This window comes from Bradyrhizobium sp. 215_C5_N1_1, assembly GCF_052075935.1.
GTDB lineage: Bacteria > Pseudomonadota > Alphaproteobacteria > Rhizobiales > Xanthobacteraceae > Bradyrhizobium > Bradyrhizobium barranii.
Map to the genome: position 1 here is coordinate 7589310 of NZ_CP197228.1, position 21277 is coordinate 7610586.

Genomic DNA, 21277 nt, shown 5'->3' on the forward strand with positions numbered 1-21277 from the left:
ATATTTCCGGCCGACAGGGCGGAACGGAGCGGAACCCGCCCCTAGTCGGAGCGCTTCACATGGCCGTCCTGGCGGCTCGGCGCCGGCTGGGTGACGTTGACGGGATCGGACCCCGGGAAGGTCTCTTCCAGACCCTCCTCCAGCGCGTCGTCGAGATCCTGCTTCTCCTTGATCTCTTCCGGTGTCGGCTGGCCGCGCGGTTTGCTCATGGCGCCCTCCTCCCAAACGATTTGGCTGTGCATCCAACCATGCTAGATGACCCCTCGATCTTCCGATGCAAGACTTCTGAAGCAAGACTTCTGATGCAAGACGGGCCGGGGAAACGTTCATGAAGCACATCACCTGTATCGACGATCTTCGCACGCTGCATCAGCGCCGCGTGCCGAAGGCGTTCTTCGACTATTGCGACCGCGGCTCCTATGCCGAGGAAACGCTGCGCGCCAACCGCGAGGACATGCAGGCGATCAAGTTCCGCCAGCGCGTCCTTGTCGACGTCTCCAGGCGCGACACCTCGACCATGATCCTCGGCGAGTCCTCGACCATGCCGTTGATATTGGCGCCCGTCGGCCTCCTGGGCATGCAGCATGGCGACGGCGAGATTCACGCCTGCCGCGCCGCGCAGGCCGCCGGCATCCCGTTCACGCAGTCGACGATGTCGATCTGCTCGATCGAGGACATCGCCGCCAATGTCGAGAAGCCGTTCTGGTTCCAGCTCTACGTGATGAAGGACCGCGGCTTCATCAAGGAATTGATCCAGCGCGCGATGGCGGCGAAATGCAGCGCGCTCGTGCTGACCGTCGATCTCCAGGTGATCGGCCAGCGCCACCAGGACATCAAGAACGGCATGACGGTGCCGCCGGAATGGTCGCTGTCGAAGCTGATCGATTTCGCCACCAAGCCGGCCTGGGTGTCGGGCGTGCTGCAGGGCAAGCGCCGCACCTTCGGCAATCTCGCCGGTCATCTGAAGGTCAGCGACGACATCACCTCGCTGTCGACCTGGATCAACTCGCAGTTCGACACCTCGCTGAACTGGAACGACATCGAGTGGATCCGCAGCATCTGGCCGGGCAAGCTGATCCTGAAGGGCATCCTCGACGTCGAGGACGCCGAGCTCGCTGCGAAGACGGGCGCCCAGGCGCTGGTCGTCTCCAACCATGGCGGCCGTCAGCTCGACGGCGCACCGTCCTCGATCGAGGCGCTGCCGGAGATCGTCGACGCAGTCGGCTCGCAGATGGAGATCATGTTCGACGGCGGTGTCCGCTCCGGCCAGGACGTGATGCGCGCGCTCGCGCTCGGCGCAAAGTCCTGCATGATCGGCCGCGCCTACGCCCATGGCCTCGGTGCCGGCGGCCAGGCCGGCGTCGCCAAGGCGATCGACATCATCCAGAAGGAGCTGCTCACGACCATGGGCCTGTGCGGCGTCAACAGGATCGACGAGATCGACGATCACATCATTGCGGTGTGAGGCGTAGCGGCAGCGCCGTAGGGTGGGCAAAGCGAAGCGTGCCCACCAATTTCGCGAAACGCGGGAAAGTGGTGGGCACGGCGCAAGTGCGCCTTTGCCCACCCTACGAGTTCAGCGCTAGTCCCTCACATCGGCGGCGTAATCCCGTCGCGACCGACATTGACCCGGTTGGCCTCGAGCGAGCCGTCCTCCTTCTTCGCCGCGCCGAAGATGATCAGCTTGGCGCCGGGCTTGATCTCGGATTTGTCGCTGGCGACAAAGGTGACGATCGGCGTATCCGGCGGCACCACCACTTTCTTCTCGCCGTCCTTGTACTTGACGGTGATGTTCTGGCCGTCGGTGCCTTCCACCGTCTGCGCCACGGTCGCGTTGGTCATGGTCGAGTTGGCGCGCGCATCCCAGGGACGAAAACCTTCGGCCGCGCCGCGCTGGTTCTCGGGGAAGATGTGCACCGCGATCGCCTTCTGCGTGCCGTCGGGCTGGGGCATGCCGGTGACGCCGATATAGGAGCCTTCCTTGATCTCCGACAGTGAGGTCTTCACCACGGCGAAGACCGCGACGTTGTCGGTCATGCGCACCTTGACGTCGCTGCCTTCGCGCGTCTTGATGCCGAGGGTGTTGCCGTCGACGCTCTCGATGGTGCCGCGGATGCGGACCGTCGGCGACTGCTGCGCCGAGGCGGAGAACATGGAAGCGACGGCGAACGCCGCTACGAACAGGCGCGGCATCCAGCTTGATTTCGACATGTTGCGATTCTCCTTCACATCGGCGGTGTCAGGCCGTCGAGGCCGACACTGACGCGGTTGGTTTCAAACGAGCCGTCCGGCAGCTGCTTCATGAAGGCGACGACTTTTGCCCCGGCCTTCAGCTCGGATTTGTCGCCGGGCACGAAGGTCACGACCGGCGTGTTGTCGGCCACGAACACCTTCTTCTCGCCGTCCTTGTATTTCACCAGCAGCGTATGGCCGTCATTGCCGACCACGCTCTCCGACACCGTGGCGTTGGTCATGGTGGAGTTCGGCTTGAGGTCATAGGGCCGCGAGCCCTCGCCGGTGCCGCGCATGCTCTCCGGAAACACGTGGACCTCGACCGCGTTCTGGCCGCCGTCCGGACCCGGCACCGTGGTGGCGCCGACGAAGGAGCCGACCTTGATGTCGGCGAGTGAAATTTTGGTAACGCCCGACACATTCACGTCAGAGGCGATGCGAAGCTTGACGTCCTCGCCGCTGCGCGACTTGACCTGCATGGTGTCGCCATTGACGCTCTCGATCGTGCCGCGCACGCGCGTCGGCACCGGCGCCCTCTGCGCGACGGCATAGAGGGTGGAAGCGGCCACCATCGCGACGGCGATGAGCGGACGTGTGAAAGTTGCACGTTGAACAGGCATGACGGTCTCCGGATTGTCCCCACGGGGATAGAACTCCGGAGGTGGGGTGCTATTCGCCGTTACCCTTTCAAGTCTTTGTGAGATCGGCCTCGACCAGTGCACGCAGCTCGGCCGTGACAGCAGGCCTTTGGCCGAACCACAGCTCGAAGCCGCGCACCGCCTGATGCAGGAGCATGCCGAGACCGTCGGCGGTGTTCAGGCCGCGCGCCTTCGCAGCCGCCAGCAGCGGCGTCACCAGGGGAACATAGACGAGGTCGGCGACGACCGCCCCGTCCGGCAGGCGCGCCACGTCGACATCGAGTGAAGGCTGGCCGTGCATGCCGAGCGAGGTCGTGTTGACGAGAAGTCTTGCGCGCGGCAGCACGTCGTTGATGCCGTCCCAGGGAATCGGATGCACGTTCGGCCCGAATTGCTTTGCCAGCGTCTCGGCGCGCGCGACGGTGCGGTTGGCGAGGTGGATGCGCTTGATGCCGCGTTCGAGCAGGCCGAACACGACCGCGCGCGAGGAACCGCCGGCCCCGAGCACCAATGCCTCTTCCGCGCCGTCCCAACCGGCCGCTCCGGCATCGAGATTGCCGATGAAGCCTTCGACATCGGTATTGGTCGAGCGCAGCTCGCCGTCGGCAAACCAAAGCGTGTTCGCAGCGCCGACGGCCCTGGCACGCGCATCGGGCGTGGACAGCGCCAGCACGTCTTCCTTGTGCGGGATGGTGACGTTGGCGCCGACGAAGCCGCGCAGCGACAGCCGCAGCACGAAGTCGCGCAGATCCTCGGGCGGGACCGCCTCGATGACGTAGCCTCCCTCGATCCCGAGCGTGCGCAGCCAGTAACGATGGATCAGCGGCGAGCGCGAATGCGCGGCCGGCCATCCGATCAAACAGGCTGCGGGAGTCCTGAGCGCGGTCATCTGTCCCTCGGGTCGTGTTCGAGGCCGATCCATTTCGCGTCCCGCCGGCTCTGTCAAGCGCGCGGCCGCCGCATCGCCGCGGCCGCGATCGCAGCCAAAGCCAGCGCCGCGGCGGCGGCGAACCAGATCGCGGCGAGGTTGATCCAGGCATAGCCGAGCGCGCCGCTCGCCGAGCCCGCAACGAGCGCCGCCCACAACAGCAGGTTCGGCGCCCAATTCCAGCGCGGCCCGCCGGTGAGGCTTACCGCGAGGAACTGGCCGACCTTGACCAGCGCGCCCGTGACGTAGGTGAGGCCGAGGCCCGCGCCGCCGTCGATCTGGAACACGGCGTTCTCCAGGCCCATCGCGAGCACGATGGCCGCGATCGCGAGGTTCGACAGGCCGTAGGCATGGCAAAGTCCGGCACCCGCAAGCAGCCCGGTTTCAATGAGGAGCAGCCAGGGCTGCCGCTCGGCCCCGCCGCCGAGCACGACGAGGCTGCCGGCCGCAGCTCCGGCCACGAACAGCGCGATCAGGCCCAGGGCGCTGGCGGCCTGCCACCACTGCGCTTCGGCAAGGCTGACGCCGAGACGCGTGGAGTTGCCGCTCATGAACGAGACGAACAGGCCGCCGAGATGCAGGAAGCCGATGCCGTCGACATAGCCCGCCAGCATGCTGAGCGTGCAGGCCAGCGCAATATTGCGACGCGAATCCAGCATTCCCTGCACCACCGCCGTGACGCGGCAGTCTCGATCAAATCGGCCGGCTTGAGAAGTGCGCTGCCGTCAGGTCGCGGCCGCGTCATCGGCCACGGGCCGCGCCGCGCCTCCCTTGATGTCGGCGACGGCACGCGCGATCGTCGCGCGATAGCGCGCACGCGGCGGCGTCACGCCGTGGGTGAGCAGCGCGCGGCGAACCGCGGGCGACGCCCCCGTGATGAACAGCCGGATGCCGTGGCGGTGCGCCTTGACGGCGACGCGACCGAGCACGTTGGCGGCCGTCGAATCCAGGAACGGCACCGCGGCGAAATCGACCACAAGACCCTTGCGCTGGTCGGCGATGCCGTCGAGCACGTTTCCGATTGCCGAGGCGGCACCGAAGAAGAACGCGCCGGTGATGCGGTAGACCAGCACGTCGCGATCGATGGCGAGCGCGGGATCGTAAGGCACGCGCTCGCCATTGCCGTCATCGGGACGATCGGCGGCCACCAGCGGGGAGCGCTCCTCGATGCCCGTCATCTCCGCCATGCGGTGGATGAACAGCACCGCGCCGAGCGCGAACCCGACCAGGATGCCTTCGGTCAGGTCGCGGAAGATGGTGAGCAGGAAGGTCGCAAGCAGTACGACGGCATCGCCCCAAGATGAGCGCAAGAGCGTTGCGAATTCGTGCTTCTCCGCCATGGTCCAGGCGACGACGACGAGCACGGCGGCCAGCGCGGCCAGCGGGATGTAGCTCGCGAGCGGCGCTGCGATCAGCATGAACAGCAGCAGGAAGACCGAATGCAGCATGCCCGCGAGCGGCCCGCGTCCGCCGGCGCGGATGTTGGTGGCGGTGCGCGCGATCAGGCCGGTGACGCAGATGCCGCCGAACAACGCCGAGCCGATGTTGGCCGCGCCTTGCGCCACCAGCTCGCAATTGGAGCGGTGGCGGCGACCGGTCATGCCGTCGGCCACCACCGCCGACAGCAGCGATTCGATGGCGGCGAGCAGCGCGAACGAGATCGCATCCGGCAGCACGGCCATCGCCTTCGCAAACGAGAACGCCGGCAGAGCCGGCGACGGCAATTCGCGCGGAATGCCGCCGAACCGGCTGCCGATGGTTTCGACCGGCAGCGACAGCACGGCAGTCGCGACCGCCGCGAGCACGACCGCGATCAGGATGCCGGGCCAGGACGGCCGCCAGCGCCGCAGGCCGGCGATGACGGCAATGCTGACGATCGCGACCGCGACGGCGGAGGGATTGATCGTGTGCAGGCCTGCGGCGAGCGCAACGAGTTTCGGCACGAATTCGCTGGGCTCTTTCCCGGCCAGCGTGATCCCGCCGAGATCGCGGAGCTGGCTGGCGAAGATGATCACGGCGATGCCCGCGGTGAAGCCGACCGTGACGGGGTAGGGAATGAACTTGATGTAGGTGCCGATCCGCAACAGGCCCGCGGCGATCAGGACCATGCCCGCCATCAGGGTGGCGAGGATGACGCCGTCGACGCCGTGCCGCTCCGCGGTGACCGCGACCAGCACGATGAAGGCGCCGGCGGGCCCGCCGATCTGGAAGCGACTGCCGCCGAGCAGCGACACGATGAAGCCACCGACGACAGCGGTGTAGAGCCCGCGGTCCGGCGTCACGCCCGAGGCGATTGCGATCGCCATCGACAGCGGCAGCGCGACGATGGCAACCGTCAGGCCCGCGAACACATCGGCGCGGAGATCCGCGAGGCCGTAGCCTTCGCGCCAGACGGTGACGAGCTTGGGGAGATAGAGTTCGGCAAAGGTCGGTCGACGCAGCTGATGCAGCTTGCCTGCGTGTTCGCCAGTGATGCTCATGTCCGCAGAGTGCTCCGCTGCCCACAATGCTCCGGTGCATCGTGCAGCGCGCGCGTGCGACGATGCGCTAGCTCATCCCGAGCACGATCAACGCGATCATGCTCCCACGCGGCGCGGCGGTCCCGGCTCCTTCAGGCGAACGCCCCGCCCGCCGCTGTCGCTGCGGGCCTGCTCGCCGATCAGCTCGACGCCGGCCCGGTCGAACGCCTCGACCACCTTGATCAAGGTCTCGACCACTCCGCGCACATTGCCGGTGCTGGCCTCCATCCGCTGGATGGTCGGCAGCGAAACGCCGGCGAGCTCGGCCAGGGCTTTCTGGTCAATGCCAAGCAGCGCGCGGGCTGCCCGCATCTGGAACGACGTGATCACCGTGGCCTCACGTATCAGAGTTTATAAGTGATATCTGGAGCATGTACAATGATGTAAAATACATCATTGCAAGGCGAACGCAAGGGAGTTTGCCGTACGACCCGTCCGTCTCCACCGTCATTGCGAGGAGCGAAGCGACGAAGCAATCCAGAATCCCTCCGCGGAAAGACTCTGGATTGCTTCGCTGCGCTCGCAATGACGGAGAGGAGGAGGCTGTGTGAGTCCAGTTTTCACGGTGCGCGCGGAAACAGCCCCTCTCCCCGTAAAGAACGGGGAGAGGGAGTGAGAGAGCCGTGCTTCCCTTACATCACGCCGCGTGCTGATGCGCGGCGATGATCTGGTCGGCGGCGCGGCCGGTCACCTCGGCCATGTGGTCGAACTGACGGGTGAAGCTGCCGGCTCCAGCCGTGGCCGAACGCAGCTCGACGATCAGCTCGCCGATCTCCGCTTCTGGCATCATGGCGCGGACGCAGTCCCATCCGCTCCAGCCGTCACGGGTGTCGAAGCCGAGGATCTGGCCGCGCCGCGCCGACAGGATCGCGTTGATCTTGGCGGTGGCGTCGGTCGGGCAGACGATCTCGACCACGTGGATCGGCTCCAGCAGCACCGACTGGCATTGCGGCAGGCCTTCGTTGAGTCCGACCCGCGCCGCCGTCCGGAAGGCGAGGTCGGAGGAGTCGACGCTGTGATAGGAGCCGTCGGTCAGCGTCACCTGCAGATCGGTGACGGGGAAACCGAGTGGGCCGCGTGTGAGCCCGTCGACAACACCCTCTTCCACCGCGCCGATATAGTTGCGCGGCACCGCGCCGCCGACCACCTTCTCGGTGAACTTGAAGCCCTCGCCGCGCGGCAGCGGCTTGATGTCGAGCACGACATCGCCGAACTGACCGTGACCGCCGGACTGCTTCTTGTGGCGGCCGCGCTGAACGATCGGCTTGCGGATGGTCTCCTGGTAGCCGATCGCGGGTGGATGCGAGGTGATCTTGACGCCGAAGCGGTCGCGCAGCCGCTCGCTCGCCACGCGCAGATGCATTTCGCCCTGGCCCCACAGCACGGTGTCGTGGGTCTGGGCGTTCATCACGACGCCGAGCGAAGGATCCTCCTCATGCAGCCGGGCAAGGGCCTGGCCGAGCTTGACGTCGTCCTTGCGATCGGTAGCGGCGACCGAGATCGCGAGCACCGGCGGCGTCGGCTCCGGGGCGAACAGCGCAGCCGGCGGGGACTTGCCGCTCGAGACCGTGTCGCCGGTCTTGATCGGGTCGACCTTGGCGAGCGCAACCGTGTCGCCGGCTTCGGCCGCGGCACGCTTGGTATCGTAGGCGCCGTTGACGGCGAGGATGCCGGAGATGCGACCGCTCCCGCCGGAGGCGGATTGCAGCGTGGCTCCGTCGTCGAGATGGCCGGCGAGCAATCGCGTCAGCGACAGCTTTCCGCCGTGCTGCGAATGCAGCGTCTTGAAGACGTAGCCGAGCGCCTCCTTGCTGGCCGGCACACCGAGACGCTTTGCAGTCTCCTCGATGCCGGGCGCCTCGTGGCGCAGGGCCTTCATCAGGCGCAGCACGCCGTTTTCGCGCGCGGCGGCACCCAGCAGCACGGGGCAGATCTGCCCCTCGCGCAATTCGCGGGCGAGATCGTCGAACACCGCATCGCGCGGGGGCTGGATGTCCTCGAGCAGTTGCTCCATCAGCGCGTCGTCGTGATCGGCGAGCTTCTCCAGCATCGAGAAGCGGGCCTCCTTCTCACGATCGAGATCTCCGCCTTCGAGCGCGACCACCTCGGAGGCCTTGTGCTCGCGGTAGACGAACGCACGTTCCAGCGCGAGATCGACGAAGCCCTCGATCAGCTCACCCTTCCAGATCGGGATCTGGCGCAGCACCAGCGGTACGCGCGAGGCGGGCTGGAGTGTCGCCAGCGTCTCGCGGATGCGCTTGTTGGCGCGGTCGATCTTGTTGAGGAACAGGAAACGCGGGATCTTCAGCTCCTCAAGCTCGCGCAGGATGATCTGAAGCTGCGGCAGCTTCTTCTCGTCGGCCTCGCAGACCACGACCGCGGCGTCGACAGCGGGAAGCGCTGCGCGCATGTCGTGGGCGAACTCAACGGAACCGGGACAATCGAGGAAGGTGTAGCTGTCGCCCATGAAACTCGTGGTGGCGGCAGTCAGGCCGACGGTCATCTTGTGATGACGGGCCTCCGGGAAGGCGTCGCCGACGGATGTTCCGGCGTCGACGCTGCCGGCGCGGGGGATTGCGCCCGTTCGCGCCAGTATTGCTTCGAGAAGTGTGGTTTTACCGCTTTGGAATGGGCCCACCAGTGCGATGCACCGTGGACCTCGGGGACTTCTGACGTCTTGTCCCATTCGCCGCCTCCTTGGTGTGGAGCTCGGCCCATGATTGGGTCGGCAAACGCCGATGCTCTGCCCGTCCCCGAGATTTGGCAAGCATCAAAAATCGCTGCGGTGCGTCGTTGCCGAGATCGCGTCGGACCGACGCGATCTGCACACGCGAAATTGTCAACGACCCGGACGGAGTTCCAGACTCTCGAGGCCGGCGGCGACGTTGAGGCCGACCTGGCCCTGTACGCTGAGCGGCTGGAGCGCGATCGAATTGTTGGAGCCACCGACCAGCGCGTTGCCACCGATACCGACGCCGACTGAGGCGCTGCCCTGCGCGCCGGCATAGTTGCCCGAGAGATCACCGGGGCCGAGCCGATCGACCGGCGCGAACACGCCCCATGCAAGCGTGGTCTCCTGGGTGATGCCGATGTCGAGGCCCACTTTACGGATGGTCGCGACGTAGCGATCCTCCGGCAAACCGTCGGCACGCAGGACGCAGCCGAGATGGGTCACCGATCCCACGATGAAGCCGACGCTGGCGCCGCCGCGGCATTCGAGCACGCCGACCCGGACCATCCGCTGCTGCTGCGCGCTGCTGTTTGCGACGGAGGCAACGAGGCTGGCCGCGGCGAGCCCGGCGAGGATGAACGAACGGCGCATGAATATCTCCGGCGATGAATGTGATGCGAGCAGAGAGAGCGCCCCACCCGTGTTGCGCGATGGTCTATGCCACAACAGCCGTGGTGGTGCCAGATCACGCGTGACGATAAGCGTGCAAACAATAAAAAGGCCCGCCGGAGGCGGGCCTTTTCGATAGGTATTCGCGACAGGCTCAGCGGAGATTACCGCAGAAGCGCTGGATGCGCTTGCAGGCGTCTTCGAGATCCGAGGTCTTGGTCGCGTAGGAGATGCGGAACGCCGGGCCGAGGCCGAAGGCCGAACCCTGCACCACGGCGACGCCTTCGGTCTCCAGCAACTCGGTCACGAAGGTCTCGTCATTGTCGATCACCTTGCCCGACGGTGCGGTCTTGCCGATGGTGCCGGCGCAGGAGGGATAGACGTAGAACGCGCCTTCGGGACGCGGGCACTCGATGCCCTTGGCCTGGTTGAGCATGGAGACCACGAGGTCGCGGCGCTCCTTGAACACCTTGTTGTTGGCGGGGATGAAGTCCTGCGGACCGTTCAGCGCTTCCACCGCGGCCCATTGTGCGATCGACGACGGGTTCGAGGTCGACTGCGACTGGATCGTCGACATCGCCTTGATCAGCTGCGCCGGACCGCCGGCGTAACCGATGCGCCAGCCGGTCATGCAATAGGCCTTCGACACGCCGTTCACGGTGAGCGTGCGGTCGTAGAGTTTCGGCTCGACCTGCGCGACCGTGGTGAACTGGAAGTCGTCATAGACGAGGTGCTCGTACATGTCGTCGGTCATCACCCACACATGCGGATGCCTGACCAGCACGTCGGTGAGCGCCTTCAGCTCGGTCCTGGTGTAGGCCGCGCCGGTCGGGTTCGACGGCGAGCACAGGATCACCCATTTGGTCTTCGGCGTGATCGCGCGCTCGAGCGCCTCGGCCTGCAGCTTGAAGCCGGTCGCGGCGGTGCAGACCACCGGCACCGGCTCGCCGCCGGCGAGCGCCACCATCTCGGGATAGCTGACCCAGTACGGCGCGGGGATGATCACCTCGTCGCCCGGATTGATGGTCGCCATCAGCGCGTTGTACAGCACCTGCTTGCCGCCGGTGCCGACGATGATCTGGTTCGGCTTGTAGGCCACGCCGTTCTCGCGCTGAAACTTGCCGATGATGGCTTCCTTCAGCTCGGGAATGCCGTCGACGGCGGTGTACTTGGTCTTGCCGGCTTCGATGGCATGGATCGCAGCCAGCTTGATGTTGGCGGGCGTGTCGAAGTCGGGCTCGCCGGCGCCGAGGCCGATGACGTTGCGGCCCGCCGCTTTCAGCGCACGTGCTTTATCCGTGACCGCGATGGTCGCGGACGGCTTCACACGGTCGAGCGCAGCGGCAAGGAAGGACATCGTCATCTCCTGACAAGCGTCGTGAACCCTTTGGCCTCACGACTCCGATTGTGGGAATGAGCCACCCTAAAACGTGTGCCGCTGCGCTGCAAGAAACTTCGGTCCGATCTCGAAAAAGTTTACGGATCTGGAGCGTTTCAAGGCGCGATTTCCCGCAATTTTCCGTAACTTTGCCGCCGGAATCCCTCATATCCGGCAAGGCCTGTCCTCGGAGCAATTTTGCGCGTTGCGCGCCGCCATGAAGCTGACGGCAGTCTGACGCTCGACAGGACGCTTGAGACAACCTTTGAGCGATTTGCTTTGAAAGACTTTGGCCGTCAGCGGCCGAGGCGATCACGATCGTTCAACCGTCCCGCACGAACGTGCGGCCGCGCGCTAACGCAAGCGTGATCTGATTTGCAGCGTCGCACGAAAATGATCTTTCGCGGCATTGCGGTGCGGTAGGGTTTTCGAGTTTTTCTATGGCGCGGGTCTTGCGGCGGATTCGCAACGGCATCATTGTTTAGCCGCGGTGCGGGGCAACGAACACCGCGCCTTCCCGTCCTCGGAACGAACTCCAGAATGTACAAGCTCTATTCGATGCAACGCTCCGGCAACAGCTACAAGGTCCGCCTTGCGCTGGCCCTGTTGAGCGTGCCTTACGAAGCAGTCGAGGTGGACATTCTGCGCGGCGAGAGTCGCACGCCCGACTTTCTGACCAAGAACCCGTCGGGACAGGTGCCGCTGCTCGAGGTCGGCGACGACCGCTATCTCGCCGAGTCCAACGCCATCCTCTGGTACGTCGCGGTCGGCACGCCGCTTGCGCCCGAGAACCGCATTGACCGCGCCGAGGCGCTGCAATGGATGTTCTTCGAGCAGCACGCGCTCGAGCCGAACATCGGCGCCGCCTATTTCTGGCTGTCGCTGGTCAAGGGCGGCCGCGATCTCCAGACCCACTCCCTGGAAGACTGGATGGAGCGCGGCTATGGCGCGCTCCAGGTGATGGAGAACCACCTCAAGACCAACGCCTATTTCGCCGCCCGCCAGCTCACGGTCGCCGACATCGCGCTCTACGGCTACACCCACCTCGCCGAGCGCTGCGACTACGACCTCTCGACCTTCCCGGCGATCCGGGACTGGCTGAAGCGCGTGGAAGCTGCACCCGGCTTCGTGGCGATGGACTGGCGGCCCGCCGACGTCGACGACCCCGCCAGTATCGCGGCGGGCGCCTGACGGCGCGCTGGCTCCGGGAATAGCGGGCATAAGGACAGCCTATGCCGCATTCTCGCCATTTTCGACGCTATGGCCGCCCCAATATTGCCGGTTGAAACGGGGAAATTGTTCGAGTCGCGGGTGATTCGCTCGCACGTTGAAGGATTTAGACCATGATTCGGGCGTCCGGCACGGCAGGCTTTCGGGGCCAAACCGCTACCGTTTCGTCTTCCCGGCTGACCAACGCGGTCGTGGCCTCGCTCGCCGTCGCCGCGCTCTCGCTGTGCCTGATCGTCACCCTGACTGTGCTGTCGACCAAGGCGACCATGGCGATGGGTCTGCCGGTCTGATCCCCGTTTCATCCCGGACCCGCCTTCAAGGTGCCACGCGGCCCGCGCCGACCGGCATCGCGACAGGACACCGATGAAATCGCCTGTGGTAGTCGTTGCAATCACCCTGACTGCGGCCATCCTGGTCGCGGCATCGCTGTTGATTTTCACCGGCGTGCGCAAGAGCTCGGGGACGTCGACGCTGAATGCGCCGGCGCAGCAGCAGCGCCTCAGGCACGCGCATTTGGCCTAAAATCATCCGAAAGCTTTGCCCTTGCCGGCAAGTGCTCCTTAAGCGCACCGCATGAAATCGCATCGCATGGGCGCAACGATCGGCCAGTGTTGCGGCCTTACCTCGTTCGGGAGGAGCGAGACTGGCCCATGCGGTTCGGATGGCGTGCGATCTCCGGTCCGGCGCTGACAGCGGCAATTGCGCTGCTGGCGATCCTGCTCGATCGCTATATCCATGTTCCCTCGCCTGCGCCCCTGTTCGTCTGCATCGTGGCGCTCGCCGGCTCACTGTCGGGTCTCGCTTCCGCCATGACCAGCGCCGCCGTCGCGGTGATCGGCGCGGCGTTGTTCTTTCTGGCCCATCGGGCCCTGCCGGGCTATGCGGCGGCGGATCTGGTCCGGCTCGGCCTCCTCGCCGTGACGACTGCCGGCACGGCCGCAATCACCGGCCTGATGCGCGAGCGGCTGCTCGGCACATTCGCCGCCGAGCGCCAGAGCCACGCCACCGCCGCGCGGCTGTCGGCCGCGCTCGACCAGGTCGATATCGGCATCGTGCTGCTCGACGCCGAAACGCGTGCCGAATTCATCAACCGCGCATTTCGCGACTATTTTGCGCTGCCGGACGAAGTGGCCGACGGCAAGCCGCCCTTCATTGCGCTGATGTATCACGGTCGCGACACCGGCGCGTTCGAGCTGCCCGAGGATGAGCTCGGCACCTTCATCGCGCAGCGGATGCAAATGGTGCGGATCGGCGATGCCACGCCGATCAACATCGCCTTGCGCAATGGCGAGGTGCTGCGCTTCGTCTGCGCCGTCCTGCCCGATGGCGGGCGCATGCTGGGCTACACGCCCGTGACCGACCTCGTGCGCCACACCGACCCGCCCGCGCGCGCCGAGTACTACCGCTCGCTGCGCGATCCCGCGGGCCGCAGGCTGATGCGGTACTTGCGCGTCGCGGAGTGATGCGACGGCGCGATTGATCGGCAGTGCGATCATCACGTATGAAGGACGCTTCATCGCCTTGCGTCCTCCGAGATCGCGGAAACCCACATGTCGCTCACCATTCGCTCCGTCACGAAACAGGACTACGATCAATGGCTGCCGTTGTGGGATGGCTATAACGCTTTCTACGGCCGCTCCGGCCCGACCGCGCTGGCCCCCGAAATCACGCGGATGACGTGGCAGCGCTTCTTCGATGGCTATGAACCGGTGCATGGGCTGGTCGCCGAGAGCGACGGCAAGCTGCTCGGCATGACGAACTATCTGTTTCACCGCAGCACCACGGCGATCGAACCGTCCTGCTATCTGCAGGACCTGTTCACGCTGGAGGCCTCGCGCGGCAAGGGCGTCGCCTCGGCGCTGATCTACGACGTCTACGAGCGCGCAAAGCTCGCGGGGTCCCCGCGGGTCTACTGGCAGACGCACGAGACCAACGTCACGGCGCAGAGCCTGTACGACAAGGTCGCCGAGCGCTCCGGCTTCATCGTCTATCGCAAGATCTTCTGATCGCGGCAGTCGCGCAGTCCCTGTGGATAACTCTGCCTGTCACCCGCGCGTAACATAGCGGGACTACGTTGCACCTGCGTCTGATCAGGCCCCCCGTCACCGATCAAGCGCCCCAAAGCGGTCCCCGTCAGTCGCCGCGTCTGACAGGGGCCGCATTTTTTTTGGCTTCAGTTCCCGGCAGCATGGCAGCAACGCAAGGCGACGCCTTGCCGCTAGCGGGCAGCGCAGCCACAATGGCCCGCTTTCTCCTGACAGGACCTCCCATGGAAATTCGTAATCTCGGCGCCTCCGGCCTGCGCGTGTCCGCGGTCGGGCTCGGCTGCAACAATTTTGGCCAGCGCATCGACCTGGAGGCCTCGCGCAAGGTGATCCATCGCGCGCTCGATCTCGGCATCACGCTGTTCGACACCGCCGACATCTATTCGGCCATGGGCGGCTCGGAAAACGTGCTCGGCGCCGTGTTGGGCGATCGCCGCAAGGACATCGTGCTGGCGACGAAATACTCGAAGCCGATGGCGGAGGACGGAACCAAGCAGGGCGCTTCGCGCCGCTACATCATGGCGGCCGTGGACGCGAGCCTGAAGCGGCTGAAGACCGATTACATCGATCTCTACCAGCAGCACGATTATGACCCGCTGACGCCGATCGAGGAGAGTCTCCGCGCGCTCGACGATCTCGTCCGCCAGGGCAAGGTCCGCTACATCGGCAATTCGAACTTTCCCGCGTGGCGGATCGCCGAGGCCGAGTACGTCGCGCGCGCGATGAATGTCAGCCGCTTCGTCTCCTGCCAGGACGAATATTCCCTGGTCGTGCGCGACATCGAGAAGGACCTGCTGCCGGCAGCAACGGAATACAAGCTCGGCCTGTTGCCGTTCTTCCCGCTCGCAAGCGGACTTCTGACTGGCAAATACAAAAAGGGTGAGTCCGCACCCGGCGACACCCGCTTTGGCCAAACTCCGCGACTGCGCGACCGCTACGTCACCCCGCGCAACGAGGCGATCGTCGAGAAGCTGCAGGCCTTTGCGCAAGCGCGCGGACACTCGATGCTCGAGCTCGCCTTCTCGTGGCTCGCCGGCCGCCCGCAGGTCTCGAGCGTCATCGCGGGCGCCACCCGCGTCGAGCAGATCGAGCAGAACGTCAAGGCGATCGCGTGGAAGCTCAGCGCCGATGAGATGGCGGAGATCGACAAGATCACGCAGGGCTGATGTTTAAAGCGCGGCGCGTTACTTCGCGCCGCGTCCCACCGTCTGCATCACCTCAAAGCCTTCGAACTGGGGATGGCCGAGATAGAGTGGCTTGTTATCGCCAGCGCGCTGATGCGCCGCGCGAAACGCCTCCGACTTGGTCCAGGCCTCGAACGCGGCGTGGTTCGCCCAGATCGTGTGTGAGGCATAAAGCGTGTGGTCCTCGAGCTCGGGGCCGCGCAGCAAATGGAATTCGACGAAGCCCGGCACCCCGTCGAGAAACGTGTCGCGCGAGAGCCAGACCTGTTCGAAAGCGGTTTCAGAGCCCTTGGTGACGCGGAAGCGGTTCATGGCGATGTACATGGGGGTGATCTCCTGATGCTCGGCTCATCATGTCGTCATTCCGGGACACACCGCAAGGCGCGGGCCCGGAATGACGGTGGCTGTTATTACACCACCAGTCCCTTCATCGGCCGCGCAGCGGCGCTGTCCGGGAACACCGTCTCCGCCAGCACGCGATCGGACAGGCCGAACTGTCCCTGCAGCACGCCCTTGATTACCGAGCGCAAATCCGTGGTCGGCTTGAGGTCGCGGCCTTCGTAGAGGTTGGCGAGCTTGAGGCCGGGCCAGTCGGAGATGACGCGGCCGCCTTTCACTGCGCCGCCGGCGAGCAGCGCGATCGTTCCGGTGCCGTGATCGGTGCCGTCGGTGCCGTTGATGCGCGCGGTGCGGCCGAACTCGGTGGCGACGACGATTGCGGTGTCGCGCCAGCGCTCGCCGAGGCCGCTTTCGAACTCGGCAAGCGCGCCATCGAGGCCGCCGAGCAGGAAGGCCAGACGCCCGACCGGACCGCCTTCATTGGCATGCGTGTCCCAGCCGTCGAAGGCGAGCGCGGCAATGCGAGGGCCGTCGTCGGCCGCCATCAGTTTTGCGGCGCCGCGCGCGACCTGGCGCATCTGCGCGACCTGATTGCCGGGCTTCGGCTTCATGTCGTCGCCACTCGCGGCCTTCTCTAGCTGGAGGCCCTGCGACAGCGCGGAAGCCAGCGCGGGATCGCGGTGGCGATAGAGATCGACCAGCCGCATCGCGGTGTCGTCGTCGGCTTGCGGCAGCGCCACCGGCGCCCAGCCGACGGTCGGCGCATTGCCGCGCAGCACCAGTGGCGTGGTCGGCCCGACCGCGAGCCCGCTCGACACACGCTCGCCGCGCGGCAGCGCTTCGAGCGCGCGATTGAGCCAGCCGGATTGCACGCGGCCGGGGCCGGTATAGCCGCTTTCGAGCACGTCCTGGCCATCGAAATGCGAGCGGTCGCGATAGGGCGTCGCAACAGCATGGATCACCGCGGCATGCATGTCGCGATACATGCGCGCGAATTCCGGCATCGCCGGATGCAGCGCGAAGAAAGGATCGAGCATGATGGCGGGATGCGCGCCGTCGGCGGCAAGCGCGATCGAGCCGTGCAGGCCGGCATAATCGGGGTCACCGAGCGGCGCGACGGTCGAGAGCCCGTCGAGCGCGCCGCGCAGGATCACCACGATCAAGCGCGGATCGCGCCCGCCGGCCGCGCGCGCGAATTTCGGCAAATAAGCCCATGCCGCGAAGGATGCGCCGCCGAGCAGGAGGCCGCGGCGCGAGGTGAGGAGCCGGTTCTCGACGCAGTCGATCATCATCATCTCCTCTGCATTTCCGGCGACATCAGCAGCAGCGCCAATGCCTGTTGGCGCGATTCCGCCCGTTCGATGGTTTTGCGCGTCTCGATGGACGCCGCATCAGCGGCGGCGAATTCGAGCAAGTCGAGCGGATCGATATTGGGCCCAAGCCGCGCGCCCATTTGTGCCGCGATGTCGAGCCGGAGCTTGATGCCTTCGGGTGCGGCCCAGGCCGCGCTGGTATCCGGGAAGCCATTGGGACCGGCCGGCGACCACAGTGGCTGGCCGAGCAGATTGAGATTGTTGAGATAGCCGCCGGGATCCTCCGGCACGCGCGCGAGCAGCCGGCCACTCGCGACCACGAAGTCGTAGGGCGAGCGCATCTTGGTCAGCGGCGCCTTCCACGCTTCGTCGGAATCGACGAGCGCCGTCGCCATCGCCTTGAGATCACCGTCGGTCTTGACGAAGACGTCGCGCAATCGCGCCACGAGGGCCGGCGGCGGATCGTCGGCAACGAAATGGCGGACGAATTTGGTGGCGATGAAATTGGCGGTCGAAGGGTGGCGCGCGATGTCGGCGAGCGCGGCCTCGCCTTGCGCGAGTCCGGTCGGCTCGTAGGTCTTGCCGAGCAACATCTGCGGCCCGGGCTGATGCGCGTTGGCGTTGAACGCGAAGGAGCCGGGCGTGCCGAGCTGCCCCTGCCTTCCGGCAAAGGTCCAGCCGGTGATGATGCGCGCGAGCGAGGTGACGTCGTCCTGTGTGTAGCCGCCGCCGACGCCGAGCGTATGCAGCTCCATGATCTCGCGCGCGAGATTTTCGTTCAGCCCGCGCTTGCGGTTTTGCCCGGCGCGCGAGTCCGGCCCGAGCGATTGCTGGTTGTCGAGGAAGAACAGCATCGCCGGATGCTGCTCGACCGCCCTCAGCATGTCGGCGAAGCGCCCGAGCACATGCGGCCGGATCGCCTCGCGCTCGAACGCGCCGGCCCAGATCCGCGCCAGCTCGCCCTTGCTCGCGGAGATGCAGAAATGGTTGGACCAGAACACCACCAGCCGCTCGGTGAAGCCGCACTCGACCAGCGTCGCGCGCTGCAACCGCGCCAGCGCCTCGGCACGAAAGGTTTTCTGGATCACGTTGAGCGGCTGCGGCGCGGGCTTGGCGGCAGGGGGCGCGGCAGCGTTGGGCTGCATGGCGTCCGGTTTCGCCGCATTGTCGGCGGGCTTGGCCTCCGCCATCTGGCCGGCGATCTCGGTCGCGGCCGCATTGAGCGAGAGATTGCGGCGCAGCCCCGGCTTCGGATCGGCCGGTGCCTGCTGCGCCCCTTCAGCGGGCGCAGCAGCCTTTGCGGCCTCGCGCGCCTGCTTGACCTGGTCCTGATAGGCGAACACGGCCTGGCCCAGCTGCGGTGTCGATTGCAGGCCCGGCGCCTCCAGCAGCACGCCGTTGGGGCGCGCGAGTTCCGCCTTCACGAAGCCGCGCGGATCGGAGGCCGCGTTGATGAGATCGCCGGACGCCCCGCCGCGCGCTCCGAAACCGAAACGGTTGAGCGCGACGAGGGCAGCTTGCGAATCGCGGGCCATCGATGTGTCCTTCGCGCGTTGCCAACCGCTTTCCGAGTCTGAGCGCAGCGCCTAATATACCGTAGCGGGAGATGAACCCGGCATGAAAATGACGGCGAAGCCTTTGGGCAAATCATGACAAATCCGAAAGAATTTCCCTCCGAATTTCCCTTGCCGGAACCGCGCCGCCTCGCCTGCTCCCGTTGCGGCACCGAATTCGGCTGCGATCTCTCGGGCACCTGCTGGTGCGCGGAGGAAACGGCGCGCCTGCCGATGCCGGTCAAGGGCGAGGATTGTTTGTGCCGGGAGTGTCTGAGGAAGGCGGCGGCGGAGGCGGTGAGCGCGGCTCGTTAAGCGTGAGAGGATCGCCACAACCTCGGTGTCGTCCCTGCGGACGCAGGGACCCATAACCACAGGAAGGCGTTTGGCGAAGACTCGTCGTTCGGTATGCGACCATCCGCAACATTCAGATCACGCGGTATGGGTCCCTGCGTTCGCAGGGACGACGGTGTCGAGAGAGCCTGCCTTACACCGCGTGCCCCGGCGACTTCCGCGCCATGCCGTCGAACGCGTCGAGCAGTTTTTCGCGCCACGCATAGACGGGATCATCCACTTCCAGCAGCCTGAACGGGCTCACCACACGCGCCCATTGAAAACCGCCGAACACGATATAGTCGGCATAGTTCGGCGCGCTGCCGCCGAGATAGGCCTGCGTCTTGAACGTCTGCCGCATTACTTCGAGCGACTTGCGGAACGCGACGACGCCGGTCTCGCGGCTCGCCTGGACCTCTTCCAGGGGCTTGCCGAACCGCGCCTCACGCGACTGGCGGAAATAGGCGGCGTCGACCTGGCCGAGGTTTTTCGGGATGTCGGCGACGATCAGCAGAGAGAGGCCGCCGACGATGGCGATGTCGCCCCAGGCATTGAGCATGCGCGCCATGGCGCGGCCGCCCTCGCCGCCGAACAGCGACGGCTGGTCTGGAAAATTGTCTTCGAGATAGTTCGCGATCGCCCAGGAATCGATCACGGGCTTGTCATGATGCAGGAGCACCGGGACCTTCTCCGAGCCGTGCGGCGAAATCGCGCCCTTCTCGGTGAAGCGCCAGGGCAGCGATTCCGCCGACAGCCCCTTGTGCGCCAGCGCCATCCGCGTGCGCCAGCAATATGGGCTGAACGGGCGCGCGGCATCGGTACCGACGAGTTCGAAGAGCTTGAGCGACATGAAAGGCCTTCCCTGCCAGAGCCTCATCCTGAGGAGCGCGGAACGCGCGTCTCGAAGGATGAAGGCCCGATCTCGGCCTCGCCCTTCGAGACGCGCGCAAGATGCGCGCTCCTCAGGGTGAGGGTCTCCCATTCTGGATTGCTTCGCTTGCGCTCGCAATGACGATGTGGCGGCGGAGGTGTGTGTCACCGCCCGTTCGTGCGCAGCAACTTCTCGCCGTCCGTCGTCACCGCGATGATCAGCCCCACGCCTGCAATCGTTTCGCGGGTGACGTAGCCGCGCTCGGCGGCGTCTTCCCAGATCGTGAGACGCGGGCATGAGGTCTTCCAGGTCGCGATCACCTCGGCATAGGCGCGCGGCTCGCGCGCGATCCATTCGACGAAGTCCAGCACCAGCGGGTCGGCCATCTCGCTCATTGCAAACCTCCCTTGTCGAAAGCCGCCAGCACCGGGGTACGAAGCAGGAGCCAGCCGCCATAGGCGATGTAGTAGCAAGCGATGGTGGTGATCAGCTTGTTCGACCAGGCCACGAATTGCTGGTCGGTCATGGCTTCGAGGATGCGCCGCGCCAGCGTGGTGCCGAGCATAGAGGCTGCGATCGCGACGCCGGCGAGCACGGGATCGAGGCTCGCGGCCTGGTCGATGATGCGGCCGAAATAGACGAGCTTGGTGAAATGGCTGACGAGCTGGCACATCGCCTTCGTCGCCACCTTCTCGCGCCGGCCGAAATCGCCGCCGAGGAAGAAGGTGTCGAGCAACGGGCCGGACACGCCGGTCATCAGCATCAAGCCCATGCAGATCGTGCCATAGACGGTGCCCTGCCAGAGACGGTCGGGATCCGGCTTGATGTTCGACGGCAGCAGCCGCGCCATGAACGGGGTGATGCCGAGCAGCAGCAGCGCCATCGGCTTGTCCGGCACATAGCGGGTGAGCGACCAGGCCGCGAGCGCGACGGCAGCGCCGACCATGTAGTTCGCGACCGGCCGCCAGCGGATATGCGCGCGCCACAGGAACGCGCGCCAGCCGTTCGAGGCCATCTGCGTGATCGCATGCAGCACCATCGCGGTCGGCAGCGGCATCAGCGCCAGCAGCACGCCGATCAGGATCAGCCCGCCCGCCATGCCGAACAGCCCCGACAGGAACGCGGTGGTGACCATCAGCAATCCAAGGGCAGCGATCATGATGGGCGTCACGAGAGATTCTCCTGCAAGCACGTAAGGGACGAAGGCTGCATCACTCCCTCGCCCAGCTTGCGGGGAGAGGGTGGGGTGAGGGGGAGTCTCCGCAAGGAAGGTGGCAGAGGGACTCGCGGAGAGTCCCCCTCACCCGGAATTTGCTCTCGCAAACTCCGGCCTCTCCCCGCGTGCGGGGAGAGGCGAAGAACGCGGCGGCGGCC

Annotated in this window: 24 protein-coding genes; 8 read left to right on the forward strand and 16 right to left on the reverse strand. The window is 66.0% G+C overall.

Annotated elements, in window-relative coordinates; translation table 11 throughout:
- Positions 1–41 precede the first annotated feature (41 nt).
- Positions 42–209: a hypothetical protein gene (locus AB7G19_RS36305; RefSeq protein ID WP_166103414.1), complete on the reverse strand. Its 168-nt coding sequence runs from the start codon at positions 207–209 to the stop codon at positions 42–44.
- Between the two features lie 119 nt (positions 210–328).
- Between AB7G19_RS36305 and AB7G19_RS36310 the strand changes: the two genes are divergently transcribed.
- Positions 329–1465 carry an alpha-hydroxy acid oxidase gene (locus tag AB7G19_RS36310; RefSeq protein WP_014492050.1) on the forward strand — a complete coding sequence of 379 codons (1137 nt, stop codon included), beginning with the start codon at positions 329–331 and terminating at the stop codon, positions 1463–1465.
- 125 nt (positions 1466–1590) lie between these two features.
- Here AB7G19_RS36310 and AB7G19_RS36315 read toward each other — a convergent pair whose 3' ends face one another.
- From AB7G19_RS36315 to AB7G19_RS36355, 9 genes are all read right to left on the reverse strand, one after another.
- Positions 1591–2211: a hypothetical protein gene (locus AB7G19_RS36315; RefSeq protein ID WP_085399319.1), complete on the reverse strand. Its 621-nt coding sequence runs from the start codon at positions 2209–2211 to the stop codon at positions 1591–1593.
- Positions 2212–2225: 14 nt separating this feature from the next.
- Positions 2226–2852 carry a hypothetical protein gene (locus AB7G19_RS36320; RefSeq protein ID WP_085399311.1) on the reverse strand — a complete coding sequence of 209 codons (627 nt, stop codon included), beginning with the start codon at positions 2850–2852 and terminating at the stop codon, positions 2226–2228.
- A gap of 67 nt (positions 2853–2919) precedes the next feature.
- Positions 2920–3759: a shikimate dehydrogenase gene (locus AB7G19_RS36325; RefSeq protein ID WP_441268763.1), complete on the reverse strand. Its 840-nt coding sequence runs from the start codon at positions 3757–3759 to the stop codon at positions 2920–2922.
- Between the two features lie 53 nt (positions 3760–3812).
- Positions 3813–4457 carry a YoaK family protein gene (locus tag AB7G19_RS36330; RefSeq protein WP_085399309.1) on the reverse strand — a complete coding sequence of 215 codons (645 nt, stop codon included), beginning with the start codon at positions 4455–4457 and terminating at the stop codon, positions 3813–3815.
- Between the two features lie 66 nt (positions 4458–4523).
- Positions 4524–6278 (reverse strand): SulP family inorganic anion transporter, encoded by a 1755-nt coding sequence (locus AB7G19_RS36335; RefSeq protein WP_085399308.1) that lies wholly within the window; start codon positions 6276–6278, stop codon positions 4524–4526.
- Between the two features lie 96 nt (positions 6279–6374).
- Complete coding sequence (locus AB7G19_RS36340) at positions 6375–6647, reverse strand: helix-turn-helix domain-containing protein (RefSeq protein ID WP_014492044.1); 273 nt, start codon at positions 6645–6647, stop codon at positions 6375–6377.
- Between the two features lie 307 nt (positions 6648–6954).
- Positions 6955–9003 (reverse strand): elongation factor G, encoded by a 2049-nt coding sequence (locus tag AB7G19_RS36345; RefSeq protein ID WP_085399307.1) that lies wholly within the window; start codon positions 9001–9003, stop codon positions 6955–6957.
- A gap of 153 nt (positions 9004–9156) precedes the next feature.
- The gene (locus AB7G19_RS36350; protein ID WP_085399306.1) at positions 9157–9639 is read right to left on the reverse strand and encodes a DUF992 domain-containing protein; all 483 of its coding nucleotides are present in this window, start codon (positions 9637–9639) and stop codon (positions 9157–9159) included.
- 172 nt (positions 9640–9811) lie between these two features.
- Positions 9812–11014, reverse strand: coding sequence for a pyridoxal phosphate-dependent aminotransferase (locus tag AB7G19_RS36355; RefSeq protein WP_039157959.1), 1203 nt, complete (start codon positions 11012–11014; stop codon positions 9812–9814).
- Positions 11015–11575: 561 nt separating this feature from the next.
- On the opposite strand from AB7G19_RS36355, the gene AB7G19_RS36360 reads away from it, so the two are divergent.
- From AB7G19_RS36360 to AB7G19_RS36385, 6 genes are all read left to right on the forward strand, one after another.
- Positions 11576–12226, forward strand: coding sequence for a glutathione S-transferase family protein (locus tag AB7G19_RS36360; protein WP_071909583.1), 651 nt, complete (start codon positions 11576–11578; stop codon positions 12224–12226).
- A gap of 152 nt (positions 12227–12378) precedes the next feature.
- Complete coding sequence (locus tag AB7G19_RS36365) at positions 12379–12555, forward strand: hypothetical protein (RefSeq protein WP_167768215.1); 177 nt, start codon at positions 12379–12381, stop codon at positions 12553–12555.
- 73 nt (positions 12556–12628) lie between these two features.
- Entirely contained in the window at positions 12629–12787 is a 159-nt protein-coding gene (locus AB7G19_RS36370) for a hypothetical protein (RefSeq protein ID WP_085965621.1), read from the forward strand.
- Between the two features lie 128 nt (positions 12788–12915).
- On the forward strand, positions 12916–13728 hold the full coding sequence (locus AB7G19_RS36375; RefSeq protein WP_085399305.1) for a PAS-domain containing protein: 813 nt from the start codon (positions 12916–12918) through the stop codon (positions 13726–13728).
- Between the two features lie 87 nt (positions 13729–13815).
- Positions 13816–14271, forward strand: coding sequence for a GNAT family N-acetyltransferase (locus tag AB7G19_RS36380; RefSeq protein ID WP_085399304.1), 456 nt, complete (start codon positions 13816–13818; stop codon positions 14269–14271).
- 263 nt (positions 14272–14534) lie between these two features.
- Positions 14535–15476: an aldo/keto reductase gene (locus AB7G19_RS36385; RefSeq protein ID WP_028151823.1), complete on the forward strand. Its 942-nt coding sequence runs from the start codon at positions 14535–14537 to the stop codon at positions 15474–15476.
- 18 nt (positions 15477–15494) lie between these two features.
- Here the strand turns inward: AB7G19_RS36385 and AB7G19_RS36390 are convergent, their stop codons facing one another.
- The 3 genes from AB7G19_RS36390 to AB7G19_RS36400 form a co-directional block, all read right to left on the reverse strand.
- Positions 15495–15818 carry an antibiotic biosynthesis monooxygenase family protein gene (locus AB7G19_RS36390; RefSeq protein WP_085399303.1) on the reverse strand — a complete coding sequence of 108 codons (324 nt, stop codon included), beginning with the start codon at positions 15816–15818 and terminating at the stop codon, positions 15495–15497.
- A gap of 86 nt (positions 15819–15904) precedes the next feature.
- Positions 15905–17122, reverse strand: coding sequence for a DUF1501 domain-containing protein (locus AB7G19_RS36395; protein ID WP_167768214.1), 1218 nt, complete (start codon positions 17120–17122; stop codon positions 15905–15907).
- Between the two features lie 2 nt (positions 17123–17124).
- On the reverse strand, positions 17125–18681 hold the full coding sequence (locus AB7G19_RS36400; RefSeq protein WP_135216026.1) for a DUF1800 domain-containing protein: 1557 nt from the start codon (positions 18679–18681) through the stop codon (positions 17125–17127).
- A gap of 114 nt (positions 18682–18795) precedes the next feature.
- Here AB7G19_RS36400 and AB7G19_RS36405 point away from each other — a divergent pair, with 114 nt between their 5' ends.
- Entirely contained in the window at positions 18796–19014 is a 219-nt protein-coding gene (locus AB7G19_RS36405; RefSeq protein WP_085399301.1) for a cysteine-rich CWC family protein, read from the forward strand.
- Between the two features lie 172 nt (positions 19015–19186).
- Here AB7G19_RS36405 and AB7G19_RS36410 read toward each other — a convergent pair whose 3' ends face one another.
- From AB7G19_RS36410 to AB7G19_RS36420, 3 genes are all read right to left on the reverse strand, one after another.
- Entirely contained in the window at positions 19187–19882 is a 696-nt protein-coding gene (locus tag AB7G19_RS36410) for a glutathione S-transferase family protein (RefSeq protein ID WP_063985539.1), read from the reverse strand.
- A 185-nt stretch (positions 19883–20067) separates the two neighbouring features.
- Positions 20068–20298, reverse strand: coding sequence for a hypothetical protein (locus AB7G19_RS36415; RefSeq protein ID WP_085399300.1), 231 nt, complete (start codon positions 20296–20298; stop codon positions 20068–20070).
- Positions 20295–21074 (reverse strand): sulfite exporter TauE/SafE family protein, encoded by a 780-nt coding sequence (locus AB7G19_RS36420; protein ID WP_085399299.1) that lies wholly within the window; start codon positions 21072–21074, stop codon positions 20295–20297. The genes AB7G19_RS36415 and AB7G19_RS36420 overlap by 4 nt, the downstream gene beginning before the upstream one ends.
- Between the last annotated feature and the right edge of the window lie 203 nt (positions 21075–21277).